General features: G+C 42.3%; 14 protein-coding genes. 5 read left to right on the forward strand and 9 right to left on the reverse strand.

What is annotated here, in order from left to right; translation table 11 throughout:
- Nucleotides 1–326 precede the first annotated feature (326 nt).
- Nucleotides 327–1,772 carry a hypothetical protein gene (locus tag IEX60_RS23535; protein ID WP_188753853.1) on the forward strand — a complete coding sequence of 482 codons (1,446 nt, stop codon included), beginning with the start codon at nt 327–329 and terminating at the stop codon, nt 1,770–1,772.
- Here IEX60_RS23535 and IEX60_RS23540 read toward each other — a convergent pair.
- The 4 genes from IEX60_RS23540 to IEX60_RS23555 are packed head-to-tail and all read right to left on the reverse strand — an operon-like array spanning nt 1,767 to nt 6,815.
- A complete protein-coding gene (locus tag IEX60_RS23540; RefSeq protein WP_188753854.1) occupies nt 1,767–2,777 on the reverse strand; it encodes a UbiA family prenyltransferase in 1,011 nt (336 codons plus the stop codon). The two genes, IEX60_RS23535 and IEX60_RS23540, sit on opposite strands and share 6 nt — an antisense overlap.
- 29 nt (nt 2,778–2,806) lie before the next feature.
- Entirely contained in the window at nt 2,807–3,793 is a 987-nt protein-coding gene (locus IEX60_RS23545) for a glycosyltransferase family 2 protein (RefSeq protein ID WP_188753855.1), read from the reverse strand.
- A gap of 2 nt (nt 3,794–3,795) precedes the next feature.
- Nucleotides 3,796–4,971: a glycosyltransferase family 4 protein gene (locus IEX60_RS23550; RefSeq protein ID WP_188753856.1), complete on the reverse strand. Its 1,176-nt coding sequence runs from the start codon at nt 4,969–4,971 to the stop codon at nt 3,796–3,798.
- Nucleotides 4,972–4,985: 14 nt separating this feature from the next.
- A complete protein-coding gene (locus IEX60_RS23555) occupies nt 4,986–6,815 on the reverse strand; it encodes an ABC transporter ATP-binding protein (RefSeq protein WP_188753857.1) in 1,830 nt (609 codons plus the stop codon).
- A 417-nt stretch (nt 6,816–7,232) separates the two neighbouring features.
- On the opposite strand from IEX60_RS23555, the gene IEX60_RS23560 reads away from it, so the two are divergent.
- Nucleotides 7,233–8,171: a class I SAM-dependent DNA methyltransferase gene (locus tag IEX60_RS23560; protein WP_188753858.1), complete on the forward strand. Its 939-nt coding sequence runs from the start codon at nt 7,233–7,235 to the stop codon at nt 8,169–8,171.
- Nucleotides 8,172–8,243: 72 nt separating this feature from the next.
- Nucleotides 8,244–9,113 carry a beta-1,6-N-acetylglucosaminyltransferase gene (locus IEX60_RS23565; RefSeq protein ID WP_188753859.1) on the forward strand — a complete coding sequence of 290 codons (870 nt, stop codon included), beginning with the start codon at nt 8,244–8,246 and terminating at the stop codon, nt 9,111–9,113.
- Nucleotides 9,114–9,124: 11 nt separating this feature from the next.
- Here IEX60_RS23565 and IEX60_RS23570 read toward each other — a convergent pair whose 3' ends face one another.
- The 4 genes from IEX60_RS23570 to IEX60_RS23585 all read right to left on the reverse strand — a co-directional run bounded on the left by IEX60_RS23570 (nt 9,125) and on the right by IEX60_RS23585 (nt 15,568).
- A complete protein-coding gene (locus IEX60_RS23570; RefSeq protein ID WP_188753860.1) occupies nt 9,125–10,210 on the reverse strand; it encodes a sugar transferase in 1,086 nt (361 codons plus the stop codon).
- A complete protein-coding gene (locus IEX60_RS23575) occupies nt 10,194–10,583 on the reverse strand; it encodes a response regulator (RefSeq protein WP_188753861.1) in 390 nt (129 codons plus the stop codon). Before IEX60_RS23575 ends, IEX60_RS23570 begins: the two co-directional genes overlap by 17 nt.
- A gap of 266 nt (nt 10,584–10,849) precedes the next feature.
- Nucleotides 10,850–14,257 (reverse strand): 3-keto-alpha-glucoside-1,2-lyase-like domain-containing protein, encoded by a 3,408-nt coding sequence (locus tag IEX60_RS23580; protein ID WP_188753862.1) that lies wholly within the window; start codon nt 14,255–14,257, stop codon nt 10,850–10,852.
- A gap of 39 nt (nt 14,258–14,296) precedes the next feature.
- Nucleotides 14,297–15,568 (reverse strand): Gfo/Idh/MocA family oxidoreductase, encoded by a 1,272-nt coding sequence (locus tag IEX60_RS23585; protein WP_188753863.1) that lies wholly within the window; start codon nt 15,566–15,568, stop codon nt 14,297–14,299.
- A 312-nt stretch (nt 15,569–15,880) separates the two neighbouring features.
- Between IEX60_RS23585 and IEX60_RS23590 the strand changes: the two genes are divergently transcribed.
- Entirely contained in the window at nt 15,881–17,137 is a 1,257-nt protein-coding gene (locus IEX60_RS23590) for an ROK family protein (protein WP_188753864.1), read from the forward strand.
- Between the two features lie 9 nt (nt 17,138–17,146).
- A complete protein-coding gene (locus IEX60_RS23595; protein ID WP_188753865.1) occupies nt 17,147–17,905 on the forward strand; it encodes a 4'-phosphopantetheinyl transferase family protein in 759 nt (252 codons plus the stop codon).
- Here IEX60_RS23595 and IEX60_RS23600 read toward each other — a convergent pair.
- Nucleotides 17,893–19,095, reverse strand: coding sequence for a glycosyltransferase family 2 protein (locus IEX60_RS23600; protein ID WP_308420775.1), 1,203 nt, complete (start codon nt 19,093–19,095; stop codon nt 17,893–17,895). The genes IEX60_RS23595 and IEX60_RS23600 overlap by 13 nt on opposite strands.
- Between the last annotated feature and the right edge of the window lie 92 nt (nt 19,096–19,187).

Here is a 19,187-nt window from a genome sequence, read left to right on the forward strand (position 1 = left end):
CCGTTTCTCTGATCTCCATAATTACTATGTCTAAAATTAATACTTATTTACTAATCTTGACACAGTTCATTTTACACTCTCTTTTTTTACGTTATATTCGTTGGATTAATCAATAGAAAGCAACAAAATTCATATCTTCGCAACACCATAAATCTTTTCAAATGCTATTCATTTCCACCGCCATAAATTATCTGTCAAATAGATTTCCTTTCATTTTTTTGGCATTTCTGTTTCTTACGTGCTGTTTCAAGAGTCACACGGAAACAACTGAAGGCAAATTAGACAGTTTTAAACAGGTTGTCAATTCAAAGGTTAAATTCAAAGACATGCTAGGCGTTAATGCGTTCGAATGGAACGTTGGAAGCCAACGTGTCCCTACCGATCCCGAGCTCTCACGTTTTTTTAAACCCTTTTCCAACTTCCGTCATTATCTCGATTGGCACCAACTAGAACATAAGGAGGGGATATATCGTTTCAATCCAAGTTTCGGAGGCAACTGGAAATATGACGAAATATACCGATGGTGCAAAGAACAAGACATAACCGTACTAGTATGCCTAAAAACGATTCCGGATTGGCTAAATGCCACTTATCCGCCCGATAAACGTGATTCAGAAAATGTTCCGGCTCCTTATGGAGCTGATTTAGCGGATCCAAAATCCTATATCAAATTTGCACAATTGGGATTTCAATTCGCCGCAAGATACGGAGAGAATAAGAAAATTGATTCGGCACTAGTACGTGTAGACCCAACTCCCCATTACGATCCGGATGAAGTAAAAATTGGATTGGGCCTCATTAAGTACATCGAGTGCAATAATGAACCTGACAGGTGGTGGAAACCAACGAAGGTTGCACAGCAAACCGGATCGGAATATGCAGCAAACATGTCAGCATTTTATGATGGACATAAAGGAACGCTCGGACCCGACGTAGGTGTGAAAACTGCCGACCCTTCCATGGTTGTAGTAATGGGTGGAGTTGCTGCTGAACCCGATTTCATCAACGAGATGATCGCCTGGTGTGAAAAGCATAGGGGTCGAAAAGAAGACGGCAGTATTGATCTTTGTTTTGATGTTCTAAATTATCACCATTACTCCAATAACAGGCACGAAACACATGACAGAGAGAAACAACGAGGAGTTGCGCCAGAAATCTCTGTATCCCCGGAAGTCGCAAAGAGATTTTTGAGTTTTTCGGAAGAAACACTCCCAGGAATAGAAGTGTGGAACACTGAGATTGGTTATGATGTAAATCCCAAGAGTACTCAAAGAGCAATTCCGATTAATGATAAATCCGCCTTAATCACTCAAGCAGATTGGAATTTGCGATCAGCGTTGATGTATGCACGTTTGGGTATAGACAGGCTGTTTTTTTATATGCTTTACGATGTAAGTGCTCAAAGCACCACCCAATATGCATCTTCGGGATTTGTTGACAAAGAAAATAAACCCTACACCAGTAAACCCGCTTGGGACTACTTGTTACAGGCAAAGAACATAATCGGCGAATATTATTATCAGGAAACATTGAATATGGATCCAGTCGTAGATGTTTATGCTTTGGACAATAAGAAAATCTTTGTACTTACAGTTCCCGATGAGGTAGGACGCGAAGAAACCTTTGAGCTTAATATAAGAGATAGCAAATTCGTCAGGATTCATGAATTGGTGGTCGGAGCACAAGAAGCGAAGGCAACCATAAAAGAAATTGTTGATGGAAAAATAACCATCCATGTAACGGAAACTCCAATCTTTGTAGAAGTTCTATGAATACCTGATTTGTCGATACAACGCTGCAATTGCCATCCAGTAATCCCTTAAAGGAATCATGATATTAGTTGGGAATAGTACTATATGAACAGCTAATACTACCCAAGCGAAGGGTTGACTGAAACTAGCAGAAAACAACAACCCTAGGGGGAAAAACGTTTGATAACAATCTAACATAAGCACTTGCGAATGCTTGTTATCCGGTGTAATCAGGATGATAGGGATATTTGCATATCGAGTGTATCGGATAGTGACCAAAACAATGTATAATATCAACAATATCCATACCGCACTTAAATTGATATGCATAAGCATGCCTAGAAAAGCAGCCAATTCAATACAGAAAAGAACGACGGCCACCGGTTTGAATTTTTGAGGGTCTACCCTGGTAGCCAACGTACTGATGTTTGTTTTGATGTCGTTCTCCCTGTCAAGGAACTGATGCCAAAGAATTCCTCGACATCCAAATGACAGTGCCCAGATTCCAACCAACGCAAACCAATAATAGTCCACGTTTACGTTCATTACGTAACTTATACCCGAAATCATGAACAGGGAAGGAAACAGATGTGCTCCGCTCGCATCACAAATCACACCCAAAATACCTCTTTTTTTGAAGCGAAACGGTGGTACGGAATATAAAGTAAAAGAAATCCATGCACACGTATAGAGGCTAACAGTCAGTTTATCAGGCCACATAAAATAACCAAGGAAAATACCGGCTGTTAAACATCCGACCACCATCCCCCATCGTAACCAAGGAGCAAGATTTTCCATACGATTGGCCTTACCAACCGCTGCATCTTCCCTAAGGTCTGTGAAATCGTTAATGATACTTACGTAAACAGCACCGATAGCCAATGATAGTAAAAAGAAAAGGAAATAGGGAGAGACTGGATATAACTCATTATCCGCCATTAAAGTCGTTCCGTAAGCTACAGACAATAACGGTGGCAATTTATATCCCCACCATTCCGGTGCACGAAAGACGTTAAATATGTTCATTTCAAAAATGAAATTATAAAAAATTTCGACTATATAGCAACAGCCTTCTTTTTTGTTCGAAATCGTTGTATAATATGATTGTTTAGTGCTGCATAGACCAACTTGGGGAATTGTGCAATGGCGTATGTAGGCTTATTGAGCATAGCTGTCTTAAATAAGGCCCATGATTCTACAGTCTTCCTTTCTCTAAACAGCTTATGTTTAGCAAGTTCCATTAACCCTCCAACATAACGTTTCTGTAAGATATTCATCTCATCAACGGTCAGGTACTGTCGGTATCGTTCTATAATTAGTTTAGTATCTTTCACCAACAACAATTGTACAACCTCGTGCCAATCCCTTCCATCGTAAATATTTTGCCCATCAATATCTTTATACCATAATCGTTCCAGCGTAAATACAGCCGTACAGGGTTTGGAAAATATCATATCGAGATAAAGCCCCCAATCATCTCCTATATTCATATGACTGTTCCAACCTCCCGATAACGATTTTCTCCTTACTACCGTTGAAGAAGACGGGGAAGGACAGGCTTGAAGATATAATGTCCGTAAATCATCCGAAGAAAGTTGATACCATCCATTTATTGGTTCTCTCATAAACGGAGTCAAATAAGGATCATTGGAAAGAAAGTCTCTCCAATCTTCTGTATACTTTGTCTTTTGATTCCAATTGGCGAATACAAAGTCGGCTTGATAGTGCTCCAATGCATTAAGAGATTTTTGCAGAAAATCCCTTCCCCAATAATCGTCTGAATCAAGTGATGCAATAAAGTCCCCTGTTGCAAGCTCTAACCCCATATTGCGGGCGGAAGCTTGTCCACCATTTGGCTTATAAACATAACTTAGGCCTTCCATATTTTGCAATAGTTCTCTGGTGTTGTCTGTCGATCCGTCGTCGACCACAATCAGCTGAACATTTGGATAGGATTGCTTTTTTACACTTTCTATAGCCGTTAGCACTTTAGTCGCCCGGTTATACGTTGGTATTATAACTGAAATTAGTGGTAAAGTCATAATTACAAAGTAGATAACAAATGATCTGCAAATATTTTTTCCGGATTTCCGGGTATACGATTTCGAATTGAGCAGGAGGCTTTTTTTCCCATTTCAGACCAACGTTCGCGATTAGCCCATGCCCTCTCCATCGTTTCCTCAAACGACTCATCGTTAGCATGCCCAATAAATGCAGTCTCTCCCTCTTCCAAAAATTCCCTATTTCCCCCCACGTCTGTTGTAATAATCGGGCGCCCAGCCATCATCGCTTCTACAATCACCAAGGGCAATCCTTCTGTTCTGGAAGGCAGTACCAATGCATGGGATTTACTCCAAAGCTCATAGACATTATCAATGTGCCCATAAAAATTTATGTTTTTTACATCAAGCATTTCGGCAAGTTCTTTTAACACGATTTCATCCGGGCCGGTACCAATAAAATTAACTACGATTGGCCGCGACTTCCATTTTGGCTGACTTAGTACACGAATAAGCATATCCTGCCCTTTTTCGACAATAAAAATCCGCCCTATACAGCACAAGTGAAAAACATCGTCGGAGGACGGATATGGTATATAATCTGTCGGTTTTACCGGATTTAAAATTACATGACTTTCCGGAAGACGTACACCATATTGTTCTTCTGTTAACCGCTTGGTATGTTCAGAAACAAAAAAGCAATGCCGGGCTTTCCTAAAAATGGATCTAATCTCTTCTCTATGGTCGAGAAATTGAGGCCAATAAAAATCAACAGCCTTATGGGAAACTAATGCATAGGGGATGTTTAAATCCATACATGCGTGTGCATAATGCAACCCATCGAAGTTTACCCCCTGTGATACCAAGACTATCCGTGGCTTATATGTTTTTAAATATTTTTTAAATGTTAGTGAATCATAAGAATAATAGAAATAAGGTTTTTCAGGATCCCCTTTAACTCCAGCCCATTGTCTAATTTTATTGACAATTTTCCAAAATAAGCGTACATAGAGCGGCTTGGCAGGCGCTGTAGATAAAAAAGTTACACCCTCGTCTATCATACCTGCAATCCGTTTATGTTTATGGTCAATCTGATGTTTACAAACCACCACTTTATATCCTGCCTGTTGGAAAAACGGGACTGTCTTTGCCCATAATTCTTCGCTTCCTCCCCAAGCATCCATAATGGACGAAGCAATAATAACGGTTCCTTTATTCATTTTCAAACCTGTATCTAAATAATATTATCCCTTTCTTGCAATATATCCGTCTTAAATAGATCGGCATATACCCCTTTTAAACCGCTTAACATTTCTGGCGATCCTTGTTGAACAATTCTACCTTCAGATAATACATACACATAATCCGCATGCTTTATTGTCGAATATCTGTGACTTATAATTAATGCCCCTCTATTTCCCAAATTAGCTTTCAACATATCGAATAATTTGTACTCGGATTGCGCATCCAGTGCACTTGTAGCTTCATCCAATATCAGAAATTTTGCAGGACTATAGAAGGCTCTTGCTGTGGCTAATTTTTGCCATTGTCCTATACTGATTTCGTGACCTCCCTCAAACACACGCCCCATCATGGTTTGATACCTCAGTTCTAAATCCTTGATAAAATCATGCGCACCAGCCTGTTTCGCGGCGCTTTCGATATCAGTTTGTAGGTGTTCTTTTCGATCAATGTCCCCCAAAAAGATATTTTCATTGGCAGTTGTATTGTATTTATAGAAGTCTTGGAAGACGATGCTGACTTGTTTGCGGTAATCAGCAATTGAAAAATTACGTATATCAAGGCCATCTAGGCGGATCGTTCCCTCGGTCGGATCATATAACCGAGCCAGTAATTTAATTAGCGTGGACTTTCCAGAACCGTTAAGTCCGACAAGCGCAACGATTTTACCCGGTGATATTTCTAATGATATACCGTTCAATATTAACTTGTCCGCATGTGGATATCTAAAACTCAGGTCATCTACTTTTAGTTTAACATGTGGAGAGCCAGGTATGGCCTGAGGGGAGGCGATTTCATGTAAGCTACTTTTCAAGTCAAATAATTCAAAAATATATTTCACGTATAAGTTATTTGAATATACAGCCGTTATACCACTTGTCATTTCACGTAAGTATCCAAATATCATTGGAAATATAACCAAAAAAATAGCGATATCGCCCGGAGACACCCTTCCGTCTATCGCTCCTCGGGCAATAAAATAAATGCACGTAAAGAATCCCAAACTAGCTATGGCATTGAACCCAGACTCTGCCTTGGTACGCTGAAGGCTGATTTTCAAACGCTCACCGATCAAATCGGTTCGAATATCAAAATATTTTTTTTTGAAATATTCGCCGAGATTATAACTCCTGATTTCACGTGCAGAAATTTCAGAGGTTATTAGATGACTAAAATAACTCGCCAACCGTTCTGTTGGAGTATTCCTAATCCGCAAAGCATTATATTTCCGGGAAAAATGAATGCGCACTATAAACATAGGAAGAATAAACAATACCAAAATAGGTAGCAGACGCCAATCAATAGTGAAGATAACCACCGAAGCAGCCACGATTTTTAGGACACCGCTCAAAACATCTAACAATCCCATTATAACTGCGTTTGGCCGTCCACCTCCAGCCTCCTTAGCTAATTTAAGAGTATTGAAATATTCCGGATCTTCATAGTAAGCCATATCCAGTTTCACGGTATGTTGATGTATCATATCATCTATTTTTTCCGACACAATAGTCGACTGCAATTCGGATATATAAGCTGACAACGAGTTGGACATCGCATGTAAAACGGCTGCGCCACCCGCGATAAGAACATGTCTAATTACAAGAGTTCCATACTCGAGTGATCCGAGTTGGTGACTAGAGACAACATCAATCAACAACTTCATCGTATACAGGGAAAGGAAAAGCATACCGTTAGATAAAATGATTGAAAAAACCACCCAAATTGTCTTATATGGTTCGATCTCCCACACTAACTTAAGCGTCCGTCCAATTTGCAACTTTGACGTTGCATCTTTATAATATTTGAGCTTACTTTTCAACATTTACAAAACAATAAAGCTAAATCTCAGATGTTTCTGCCCCAGTAATTCTTCTATATGAATATAGTATATGACGAGCCAAAAGGTTCGACGGAACAACCCCACCACTTGGTACGGACCATCGTATTATTACTAATAGAAATCATAAGGTAAACGATTTTAATTTACTGGCAAAGATTAGCATCTTATGGCACATTTTATCTAGCTGCCTTTGTTTATTTTATCTTTTGTAGAAAAAAGGCGACACCAATAACTGTCTCTTACTCGGTATAAAACAGGCCAAATGTTTTCTGTCCTTTTTAAAGACGTGGGAAGCTTGGAATTCGGTCTAATTTTGATTAATAAATTTCTGATACCGTGATAAAAATACTCAAAAAAACTTACATTTGCTGATTAAAAACTATTTTAGACACGATTCTTATGAAGAAGGATAGCCTATTAAATATTTATGATGACAAATATGCTGAGGCTTATGATCAGAAATTTCTGACAGACGGCTTTTCCAAAGTCAGTTCCGACTATGAACTGGATATTCTAAAAAGATTGATAAATAAAGATTCAATGTGGTTGGATGCGGGCTGCGGGACAGGATATTTCCTAAGCAAATTTCCTGGTTACAACAGAGCTGGTTTAGATATTTCACCTGGAATGCTCAAGGAAGCAAAAAAAAGGAATCCGGATGCATTATTATTTAAGGAGGCAGATTTTAGGATTGATATTCCCGAATGGAGGGAGAAATGGTCTGTCATTACGAGTATGTGGAATCCTTACTCCTATCTTGATTCCATGGGAGAGTTTGAAACGATGATATCAAACTTTATTAGATGGACGCAACCGGGTGGGAATATTTTTATACCGATAGCAGATCTTGAGGACCTTTCTCCTTCGCTGCCTTTGGTGCCCTATGAAAGGAATTTGGAGAGCATATATGCAGGAACTATTTATTTAACCAGTTACACCTGGACGTGGATCGAAAAAGACGGGGATAATAGACATATCAACATGATAGCCCCCCATATCGAACATGTGGTGCATTTAATGGCTCCGTTTTTTGAAACCATTGAAATTGTTAGATATCCCCCTCCTTTTGATGGTTGGGTATCGCGAAAAGCAGTATTGGCAAAAAATAAGCTTTCATCTAGTGTTGAAAATAGTAATGAAGCCAAGATAATCCGCCATGAAATTCCGCCTTCTTTATATGGACCGTATGGAAGCCATTCGTCAACAGAAGCGTCTCAAGAAAATACTCAAGATGATGATCCATTGGCAGCCGTTTCACATCGGCAGCTGATCAGCGAACTTTCAAAGCGATTAAAGAACGGGCAATTGGCAAAATCATTAATCAGAAAATTATTATAGCAATTATTCGATGGTACTGGCCGTGAACGTTAGATTCAAAAGTTAGTATTAACAAGCCATCTTTGAATTCAAATGGCAAAAATCGCTAATCTGATACTCGGACACCGGCATCCAAAACAATTGTCACGGTTGGTTAGCAAAATCACCTATCCAAATTCAACCGTTTATATCCACATTGATAAAAAAATATCAATCGAGCCTTTTTTCAAACAGCTTGACAATCTAAGACAGGTTAAATTTATAATAAATAGGGAAACGGTTACCTGGGGTGCGTTCAGTATGGTGCAAGCAACCTTAAATTCTATTCATGAAATTATCGAGAATGAGCCAGCTTGTGAATTTATTAATTTGCTAAGTGAATCAGACTATCCACTTAAAAATACGGCGGAAATTGACGATTTTTTTAATGGTTACCTTGGAAAGTCATTCATGGATATGCATTTCAGGGATTCCTTTTGGTGGCATGAAGCACAAAAGAAAATTGGTAAATATCATTTTGTGAATTACCATTTTCGCGGCAGGTATCTGCTGGAACGGCTTGTGAATTCAGTGACTCCTCGACGGAAATTACCATTGGGAATGGCCTTTACCGGCCATTCCCAATGGTGGACTTTATCCGTTTGCCATATTCAATATATTCTTGAGTTTGTTGAAAGAAATCCAAAGGTAATCCAATTTTTCAAACATACCTGGGGCGCGGATGAGTTTTTCTTTCAAACGATCCTTTTTAATTCGCCACATAAGGACGATATCATAAACAACAATTTACGGTATATAGAATGGGAAAAAGGAAAAGAAAGTCCTAATATATTAAACAGCAAACATTTTCAGGCACTGGCGAATTCGGGGAAGTTGTATGCGAGAAAGTTTGATACGGAAGTAGATAGTGAAATACTGGACCTTATTGATCTTCGTTTATTAAAGAATAATCGCCTACTTTAACCGGCAATGAATTATACTTTTTCTTTTTGCAATAACGCGGGTACTGTCTTTAATAAAATCTTGAGATCCATCCAAAACGAGAAATGATAAGCATAATCGTTATCCAACTGTCTCCGCTCTTCATCAGACATCTCACTGCATCCACGTTTGGTAACCTGCCACAATCCCGTAATACCTGCCGGTCCTAAAAAGCGCATTGCCCATTCATCTGATGTGAGTTCTTGTGCCTCATACAATGGCAGGGGCCTATTACCGACCAACGACATGTCACCTTTCAACACATTGAAAAGTTGAGGAAGTTCATCTAAGCTGGTGTTTCTTAAAAAAGAACCAAGTTTTGTAATCCGCGGATCATCTTTTATTTTGACAAAGGCCGATGTGCCGCCATTTGCCGCATATTGATTCAGTGCGGACAACTTAGCTAATTCTTTATCGGCATTAACCCGCATGGAACGGAATTTATAGAAATTAAAAATCCTATACCCCGTTCCTGCCCGTTTACTCTTATACAAAATGGGGCCTTTGGAATCCAACTTTATTAACAAAGCAATCAACAACATCAATGGCAAAGCCGCTAGCAATACCAAACTCGCAACCACAACATCAAAAAGTCGCTTGGCGACCGGAATTACGTAACGTTTGGGAGGTTGGGCTATCTTATATGCGTGCGGCTCATTCCGGATATACTTAAACCTTAAGATGAATTTGATACGTTCTCTTAGATCAGCCACGCTGAACGGGTAAAAGTAGATGTCATTCACAAACGGCCTGAATGTTTCTATAATCGTATTCTTATTCCCTTTAAAGCTCAATAAAATGATGCTAATTCCCTGGGTTAGGGAGTTGCTTTTTATACTGCAGATCAACCGTTGGGTCTCCGAGATTTCATCTCCAATTTCTAACAGTAATATCTCTGGGACACGCAGTAGATGGCATTTCTGCATATACCGCTCCAAATCTGCTATTTGATCGAATTTGGCAATATCGACATTGTCGAATATGCCTTCTTCTAATTCATCTCTGAATTTAGTGCCTAAGTAGGCAATGGATATGGTGAGAAAATGCTGTTCTTGTTTGATATCAGTTAACAAATCCATAGGTCGATGTGTTAAATATATTTCCGATAGTTTCTTTTAAAACAAGGGGGTCAAACGGTTTAGGAATATACTTATTGATGGAATAGGGCAATCGATCGAGTTCTTCCTTGATATTCTTCGAGGCAGACAATACAATGACCGGGATATCGCAGTATAACCCACTTATCTTTATGCATTTCAAAAAAGATTTCCCATCCATGTAAGGCATCACCCAATCCATAATGATCAAGTCCGGCAATTGATGCTGTTCCAGCCAAACGAATGCTTCAAAGCCGTTTGCCGCTACTTTCACATCAAAATCCTTGGAGAGTATGAAACACAGTAATCGTTGAATGGTTGGTTCGTCTTCTATTAAAAGTATTTTCTTCTTCATACTGGATATTGTGGATGAGTGATGTTCTTTCCAGCAGCAAATCTCCATGATTTTTCATAAAAAATCATGAAAAAACCTGCAAATCAATTCATTTGTAGCGATTCCACTACATCGTAAATCTCATCTTGTAATAAAAGAACTACAGGACCAGTCAATATATCAACTATTAAAGTGATAACAGTAGATTATTAATTAATTACGAAATATAAAAGCCGATATCGTAACCCGATATCGGCCTTTAAAGACAGATTATTCTAAACTATATATTACAGCCGTTTTACCCGGATATTCCGGAAATGCACTTCCGACCCGTGTCCAAGAAAAGCGATATGGCCAGACGTACGAGCTAATCCGGGATGTTGCTTGTGGTCAAGCGTCCCGTTTTTAGATGCCTCTGCCAAATCACCGTCTACGATCACTGTACCATTCAGCGTCACACGGATCTTATTGCCTTTTATGTAGATCTCTTCTTCGTTCCATTCTCCGACAGGCTTCAGATATCCCTGTTTTGCGGGTATAACGCCATAAACGGAACCGTGGTGTTGGTATTCCTCAATGTCTTTGTACATCTCAGCTCCATCGTCCAATACCTGGATTTCCATCCCTACATAAGCTGCATCACCATCCAACGGAGCACGGATTCCAATACCGTTATTTGCCCCGGGGGTCAGTCTAAACTCAAAGCGGTATACAAAGTCTGAAAACTCTTCTTTCGTATACAGATTCCCACCCGACCCCTCCGCAGGGACGACAGCAAGCGTACCTTCGTCGCTTATTCCATATGCATCGGTGTTGCTTATCCATGCATCCATATTTGTTCCGTCAAACAGCACCTTAAATCCTTCACGTTTTTCTTCTTCAGGTAAGGTGAACACCTCTTTTCGGGGTAGTTCGCGGATGTATATATCACGATAGGAAACATGGGTTCCGTGGGCCTGCAGTTCGATCTGTTCTCGGGGAAATATGGGAAGACTTCGGTCCCAATAATTTTCGAGTACGACACTGTCTGTCACCAATTCACCATTAAGATATACTGTTACGCGATCGCCGATCATCCGAATGCGGAATGTATTCCATTCGCCAAGTGGGTTATCTGCTACTTTCAATGGCTTGCTTTCATGCACTTGGTTGTTGTATAACCCGCCGGATCCAACCTGGGCGCCAACCTCCACACGCGAAGTATCCCAAATCTGTACCTGTGGCGTGCCACGAAGATAGATACCTGCATCCCCGTCTTTTCCCTCTTTAGCCAGTTTCCAGTCGACCAACATTTCAAAATCACCATACTGCTTTACCGTAGCGATGTTGTCTCCGTGACCATTGAACTGCAATTCGCCATTCTGAGCAGACCAACCGCCACGCATAATTTCATCCGCCTTAATCTGTGCTTCCGCCAATGTTTTCGCATCCATTGCGGTCCGCTTGATGGGGTCTGCAACCAATCCTTTCCAGCCCTCCAGATCTTTCCCATTGAACAGGGACACATAACCCGGACCTTTAGGCAATTCATTGAGATGTTTCTGAATGGCCTCCCGCAGGTAGCTACTTTCGCTTCCGGAGAGAAGTTCGATTACCCGGTTCAACAAACGGGTTACGTCTGCACCGTAAAAGTTCTTATTGTCCAACGCGATGTTCATCACCGTATTGGCTGCTGTAGATTTCAATTGCTCGTCATCGAGCAGTTTGCCTGCAAACATCAATGCATTATATGTTTTGCTAGCTTCTAATGCACGCAATACGGATTTCTTCTGATCGACCGTTTCCGCAGCTTCAAATGCGTCTCTCAGATAAAGTACTTTCTGATCGGCGGGTATGTCTGCAATGGATACTAACCGGATCAATCCATTAATCACCGCATCTAATTGCTCGGAGTCCGTTACCTTTTTACGGCTTAGCTCGATCAATTGTGGCAAAGCCTCGCCCCCCGTCCAGTTTGCCAATGCAGAAGTAGCGGCGGCCCGTAGCTCCGGATTCCCGTCGGCTGTATACTCATTCACAATTTGCAAAGCCTCTTTTCCTCCTATTCCCGATAATATGGGAAAAAAGAAGAGCCGTCGTGTTGCATCTGCTGCCCGAAGGCGAGAAATTACCAATTGCGTCTGCGCTTCCCTATCGTCACTGAGTGCAACGGCTGACACCGCGGCTGCCTGTATCGCGCCTTTGTACTCATTATTTGCGTTGACCAATAGATCCAAAAGCTTATTCAAATCTCCGGGACGGGCAACTTGTGGCAACGCGCTGAAAGCCGCGGATTTCACTTCGTTCGATGCATCGCTGCCGATAATATCAAGTAGCGTCTGCATGCTTTCTCCAGCTCCCCGCTGCCCAAGGACGTCGATCAACAGGATTTGTACGTCGGCATTTCTTTCGTTCGTCAGTGCATTGGTAAGCAGTTGCGCAAGCTGCTTGTTTTTTGAAGTAAGCAGCGCTTGTTTGACTGCTTGACGAGTCTGTTCATCGCTTCCGGATAGCAGCACAATTAACGCTTCGTCTGCCGCTTCCGCATCCAATTGATGCAATGCATTGACCGCCGCAATGCGAACGGACGGAGTGCTTGCACTTAAGGCTTTCTGGACTTCTGGTAATGCTTCGGTTTGCTTGTGATTTGCAACATATCGCAAGATATCCACCTTTATTTGTTCATCGACCTTGCTCAAGCGTTTCACCAACTTGGTCGAAACAGTGCCATTCAGATACGGGGAAAGCAATCCCAGCGCGGCATTGCGATACACGGGGTTCCCGTCTCTTGACGCTTTTAGCAATACATTAACCTGCTTTTCTTTATTGATTTCGGTAAGTAATCCCAATGCGGCAATATGCGTATGAACCTGACTGTCTTCATCCGTTTCCTTAAATAATTTCAAAGCAGCTTTGCCAGCCGGTACCGTTTCTCCGTTGGCAATCCTTTTATGCAGATAATTGATGTAAGCGGCGGTTGCTTCCGTGGGGTCATAAACATAGCGGGCTGATTTTGCGGCATCTGCCAATATTGACTGAGAAGCCGCTCCCCCGATTTGCGAAAGCGCATATAACGAGATTCTGCGAAGTATCGTATCCGTAGTATTTGCTTTTGTCAGAATTGCCTGTTCCGCCGGTGCATATGCCATAAAGCCCAGCGCATCGGTGATGTTGACGGCAGCAACCCCGGTTGATCCACCTAACACCTGCAACAGCGCGGCCCCCGCCCGTTCCGTACCAATACGGGAAAGTGCCCGGGCGGCTTTCTCACTTAGATATTCGTCTGTGAGGTAAGGACTCAGTGCATCCACAGCGCTATCGTCTCCCGCATTCTGCAGCAGCTGGATTACAAATCCCTTATTATCTTTATTACTTATCGCATTCAGCGCTTCAATTGCTCCCTGTATATATGTGGCCCGTTGGGTTGCTTTACCAGGTAACAATACGTGATAGCTATAACTGTTTGCTGCATATTCAATTCCGGCATTATCGCCTTCGCCTGGCGGGGAAAGCTGTTTGAGAAGGGCCGAAATATCAGCCGCCGTGAACCGTTCCATCTGTGCCATAGCATCCCGGAAACGTGCAGTTGTTTCCGAAGGTTGCAAAGCCAGCAGATCAGCGATTTTGGTTGTAGTGGTCCGCACGTCACCCTGTTGAGCAGATATGGGAAATTGTTGTATAAATAGCGCCAAGAGCGCATATATCAATTTTTTCATTGAATACAATTTGTTTCTAACGTTTTATATAGCAATACTTCATAGTGCCCAGGGCCCACGCATCGGTTGGTCAATCAACCGGTTAGCAGCCTCATCGTCGACGAACAACTGCGTCTGCGGATCGAATTTAAGCGACCGCCCCAAACGTAAAGCTGTCAATCCCATATTAACGATTGTGCATGAACGGTACCCATTCTGCTCATTGAGTGCAAATTTCTTGCGTGTCTTCACGGCATCGACGAAATCAGTTACCTGGGGTTCCGGATCTGGGAAAGCGGCAAGTTTACGCTCCAAGTCAGGAATGTCCGATTTGAATCCGCGGAAGAGCTTTCCATCAGGGCCTTCTATATAAGGCATGCCGACATCCCTGCCTTCACCATCAAGCACGATCTGGCAACCATCAGCATATGTATAGGTAATACGGCGCCAGGTACCCACGGCATCACTATGTTGCTGCGGTGCATCTACCTCTACCGAGATGGGGCTCTCGTTGTCTTTATTTAAAAAATATTGGACCGGATCAATATAATGCTGCCCCATATCTCCCAATCCACCTCCATCGTAATCCCAATATCCCCTGAATGTGGTATGCACACGGTGAGTACTATACGGCTTATAAGGCGCGGGACCCAACCACATGTCGTAGTCAAGTTCCTTGGGGACTTCTTCAACGGGAAGATTTTCATGGCCAACCCAATAAAATTTCCAGTCAAACCCGGTATGTTTGCTAATGGTCACCTTCAGGGGCCAGCCCAGCATACCGGAATCCACCAATTTCTTAATACGTTTCACGGGAACGTTCATTCCGTAAAAATTGTCTTCAAAACGGAACCAGGTGTTCAAACGGAAAATATTCCCATGTTGCTTAACGGCTTCTACCACACGTTTACCTTCACCGATGGTGCGGGTCATCGGCTTTTCACACCAGATGTCTTTTCCCATGCGGGCGGTTTCGGCGGCCATAAGTCCATGCCAATGTGGAGGAGTAGCAATGTGGACAATATCTACTTCAGGTAATTGGATTAATTCACGGAAATCCGAAAACTGTTTAACGCTGTTATCGCTAAGCTGTTTCATCGCCAATGCGAGGTGGCGCGTGTCTACGTCGCAAATTGCGACCGTTTTGGTTCCTGCATAGGCGAAATGCCCACGGCCCATTCCTCCGACCCCAATTATACCTTTCGTGAGGTGATCGCTTGGGGCGAGATATCCCTGTCCCCCTAATACAAAGCGGGGTACGATGCTGAATGCCGCAGCTCCAATCGCTGCTCTTTTAATAAACTCCCGACGGGATGTGTTTTTTTCTTTCATCAGAGAATAATTTGTTTTTAAGGGTCTGATGGAACCTGCATTTTCATTTACACCATTTGTTTTTTAGCGGTAATGAAGCTTGCGATTACGCAGGTTTCATCGCCTTTTTCGGATGGCGTTGAAATGGCAGGTTTCATGATTTAATTTGAATTCCAAATCGGTCTTGCAGTCACAAATTTATTATTTCCCCAGTCAAAGCAAAAACTTTTTGAAATTTTTTTCAAAAGACGCCATACATGTGCAAATATGTAGTAAAATAGAAATCAAATTATCAATAATAATAGCTATTTTTGGACGCTAATTAAATTAACTATGTCGCCATCGTTTTTGAGTAAAAATCACTTTAAAAACAAGTCGAAGATTGAGCGGAAAAACCAAAGTTTCAAACTAAAATTGGTAAAGGCGCTGATTGCCGGCAATGGTATGACCAATGCTGCAATCTGCAAACACCTAAAAATTAGCGCTCCTAAGACCCTTGAGCTGATCAACACATTGGCGGATGCAGGCATATTGGAGCAAAATGAAAAAGGTAGCTCAATTGGAGGCAGAAAACCGATCTTAAATAAATTGAAAAGCAATACATTTTTTATTCTGTGTGTGGAAGTTGAGCTATTCCGAATAAAAATGACGATTGTTGACAACACCAATTCATTTGTGTATGCCAGTTCTTCTTCTTTTTTGCTAACCAAAGATTGGTCGTCTGCTCCTGAATTAAGCCGTTTGCTGAGAGATTTCATTCAGGTATCGGGTATTGCATGGTCGTCGATATTGGCGATCGGCATCAGCATGCCGGGACTTATCAACAATAACAACGGTCGCAACCATACCTATATGGTAAACGACGACGGATACATATCGTTGCAAGACTACTTCTCGACACAATTTGACAAACCTACATTCATCATCAACGACGTTAAAAGTGCCGCTATAGCTGAATTAAGGTTTGGTTTGGCAAAGGGACGGAAGGACGTATTGGTCATTTTGATGGATTGGGGCATCGGCTTGGGAGTAATCATGGACGGGAAACTAAGAAACGGTGCCGCGGGATTTTCAGGTGAAATGGGACACATGCCGTTTGTTGAAGATGGAACACTGTGTTACTGCGGAAAAAAAGGGTGTCTAGAAACGGTAGCTTCAGGGGTCGCACTGGTACGAATGGCCAAAGCGGGTATTCAATCCGGTGAAGATTCCTTACTCAACGAATTATCTGAGCAGAAAATCGAAAATATCGAACCCCATCAGGTTATTGAAGCAGCCAATAAAGGGGATCAATATGCCATCAGCATCCTATCTTTCATCGGCGAAAAACTCGGAAAGGGCATTGCTACCCTTGTGCAGCTTTTTAATCCCGAATTGATTATTCTGAGTGGAAAAATCGCGGAAGCAAACCAGTATATTACCATTCCGATACAACAGGCAATTAATACGTACTGCATGACACAACTGAAGAATATCGCCAGTGTAGAACTTTCAAAACTAGGTGCCGACGCAGGAGCCAAAGGTATCGCGCATATTGCCTTCGAAAAATACTTTGATACACTCATAGCTAACGTCGAGACACACACGTAATCTCAGTACATGGGTAACACCGAAATTATAGCGGCTCGGATGCACCGGATCCAATGGATGGATGGGTGGATAGCCCTGCAAGACAAAATCAGCATCCGGCAACCCAGTATATGGGTGATCGATCCCTGGCGGTCTCCTCAACAATCGGCACATGCCGAACACTTGTTAAGCAGTGAAGAAATCGCGAGAGCGATGCGGTTTCACCGTACGGAACATACACTACGTTTTAAAGCTACACATACAGCACTTAGGTTACTTTTGGGGCATGCAACTGCTTCCGACCCTGCGGCTCTCCGTTTCTCGACGGGCCATCATCATAAACCAAAACTGGCAGATACGACGAATACAGCCATCCAGTTTAACTTATCGTATACGGAAAACCGGGCTTTGATCGGACTGGATCAGGTCCATCCCATCGGAGTCGATATCGAATGGTTGCAACGGCCGTTGGATATCGAATCAATGTTGGACGCTTGCTTTTCTGCGGAAGAAATCGCATTCATCCGAGCAGAAAAAAGCGAAACGCAACATCGTTTCTTCACGTTATGGACAAGGAAGGAGGCCATACTGAAACTTACGGGTGAGGGTATCGGCGAACATCTTCCTCATTTTGAAGTACTGGATGGGGTCAACCGCACAAAAAAGCAGATTATCGGTGGTCAGCCACCAGACCACGTTTATCTGTATTCTTTTCCTGTGGAAGAAGGTTTTATCGGCTGCTTAGCTAGCCCAGTTCCGGTTAACTCTTGTTCTTTTTACCGATTGTAGTCTGCTTTCAACGATTGCTTCCGGTTTGAGCGTTCCCAAACCGCGCTTTGTTTTCCCTTGAAATACCGAAGCATGCCACCTAACACGGCATAATTCATGATACAAAAGTAATAGGGAATAAATGTGATTTTTATTTTCAATGCCTTCCGTTCGAGTAGATGTCCTAAAAAAGCCAATCCATAAAAAGCCAACTGCGCATAGAAAAGACCTGAATATACGATACCTGCATTACTGAAGTGTAACAAAGCATTCAGGATAAATACAATAGGAAGCAAAATTGGTGTGAGGGTCCAACGCAACACGCGGTGGCTGACGTATTGAAAGGTAAGTACGGGACAAATAAACGGGTTTAACAACTTTTTAAGACGAATAACAGACTGGATTCCTCCTGCCGCGATCCGTATTTTCCGTTTAAGCTCTTCCTGTACATTCTCCGATGCCATTTCAGTGGCAAAGGCCCCCGGTTCATATACTACGCGATATCCTTTTCCTGCGATACGCATCGATATCATAAAATCGTCCAGGATTGTATCCAACGATACACTTTCGTATAAGTTACGCCGGATGCTGAATAATTCTCCTGCAGTTCCTACTACAGTATACAGTTCTGAATCCCACTTTTTGAGGGCCGATTCGTATTTCCAATAGAATCCTTCCCCGGCAGCACTGGCATCGGCTTCCTCCCCGGCGTAAACGCGTTTTTCCCCCGCAACCGCTCCGATCTGTTTATCCTCATAATGCTTACACAGCTCAATCAGCGCATCGGGATTAAGCAACGTATTTGCATCCGTAAAAACAACCACATCCGTGGTTATCTCATGCATGGCCCGGTGTACGGCTGCGATCTTCCCATAACGTGTCGGCTGGTGTAACGACGTGATTGCCGGATACTCACTCACAAGTGCCGGTGTATCATCCGTAGAGCCATCTGTCACAAAAATATACCGGATACGGTCTGTCGGATACCGTAAGCCGAGTGTATTATCGATCTTCTGCCGAATGATCGGTGCTTCGTTATATGCAGCCACAACCACGGTGCAGGAAGGCAATGTATCATACTTCGCGGAAGCTGCAAGCCGACGTTTACCTACCAACCGGCGGACCAATACCAGCATGTACAGTAACATTCCGTACCCGATATAGGTATAGATGATAATAAATAAGGCAATCCAAAACAGATATTCCACCATTGTTAATCAAATACCGCCGCGAATGTAGGTATTTGACACCCATTTTTACCCAATAGGCGCCCCTAACTGGTTGTGAAAATTCAAAACCGTGG

Source organism: Parapedobacter defluvii, assembly GCF_014642075.1.
Classification (GTDB): Bacteria; Bacteroidota; Bacteroidia; order Sphingobacteriales; family Sphingobacteriaceae; genus Parapedobacter; species Parapedobacter defluvii.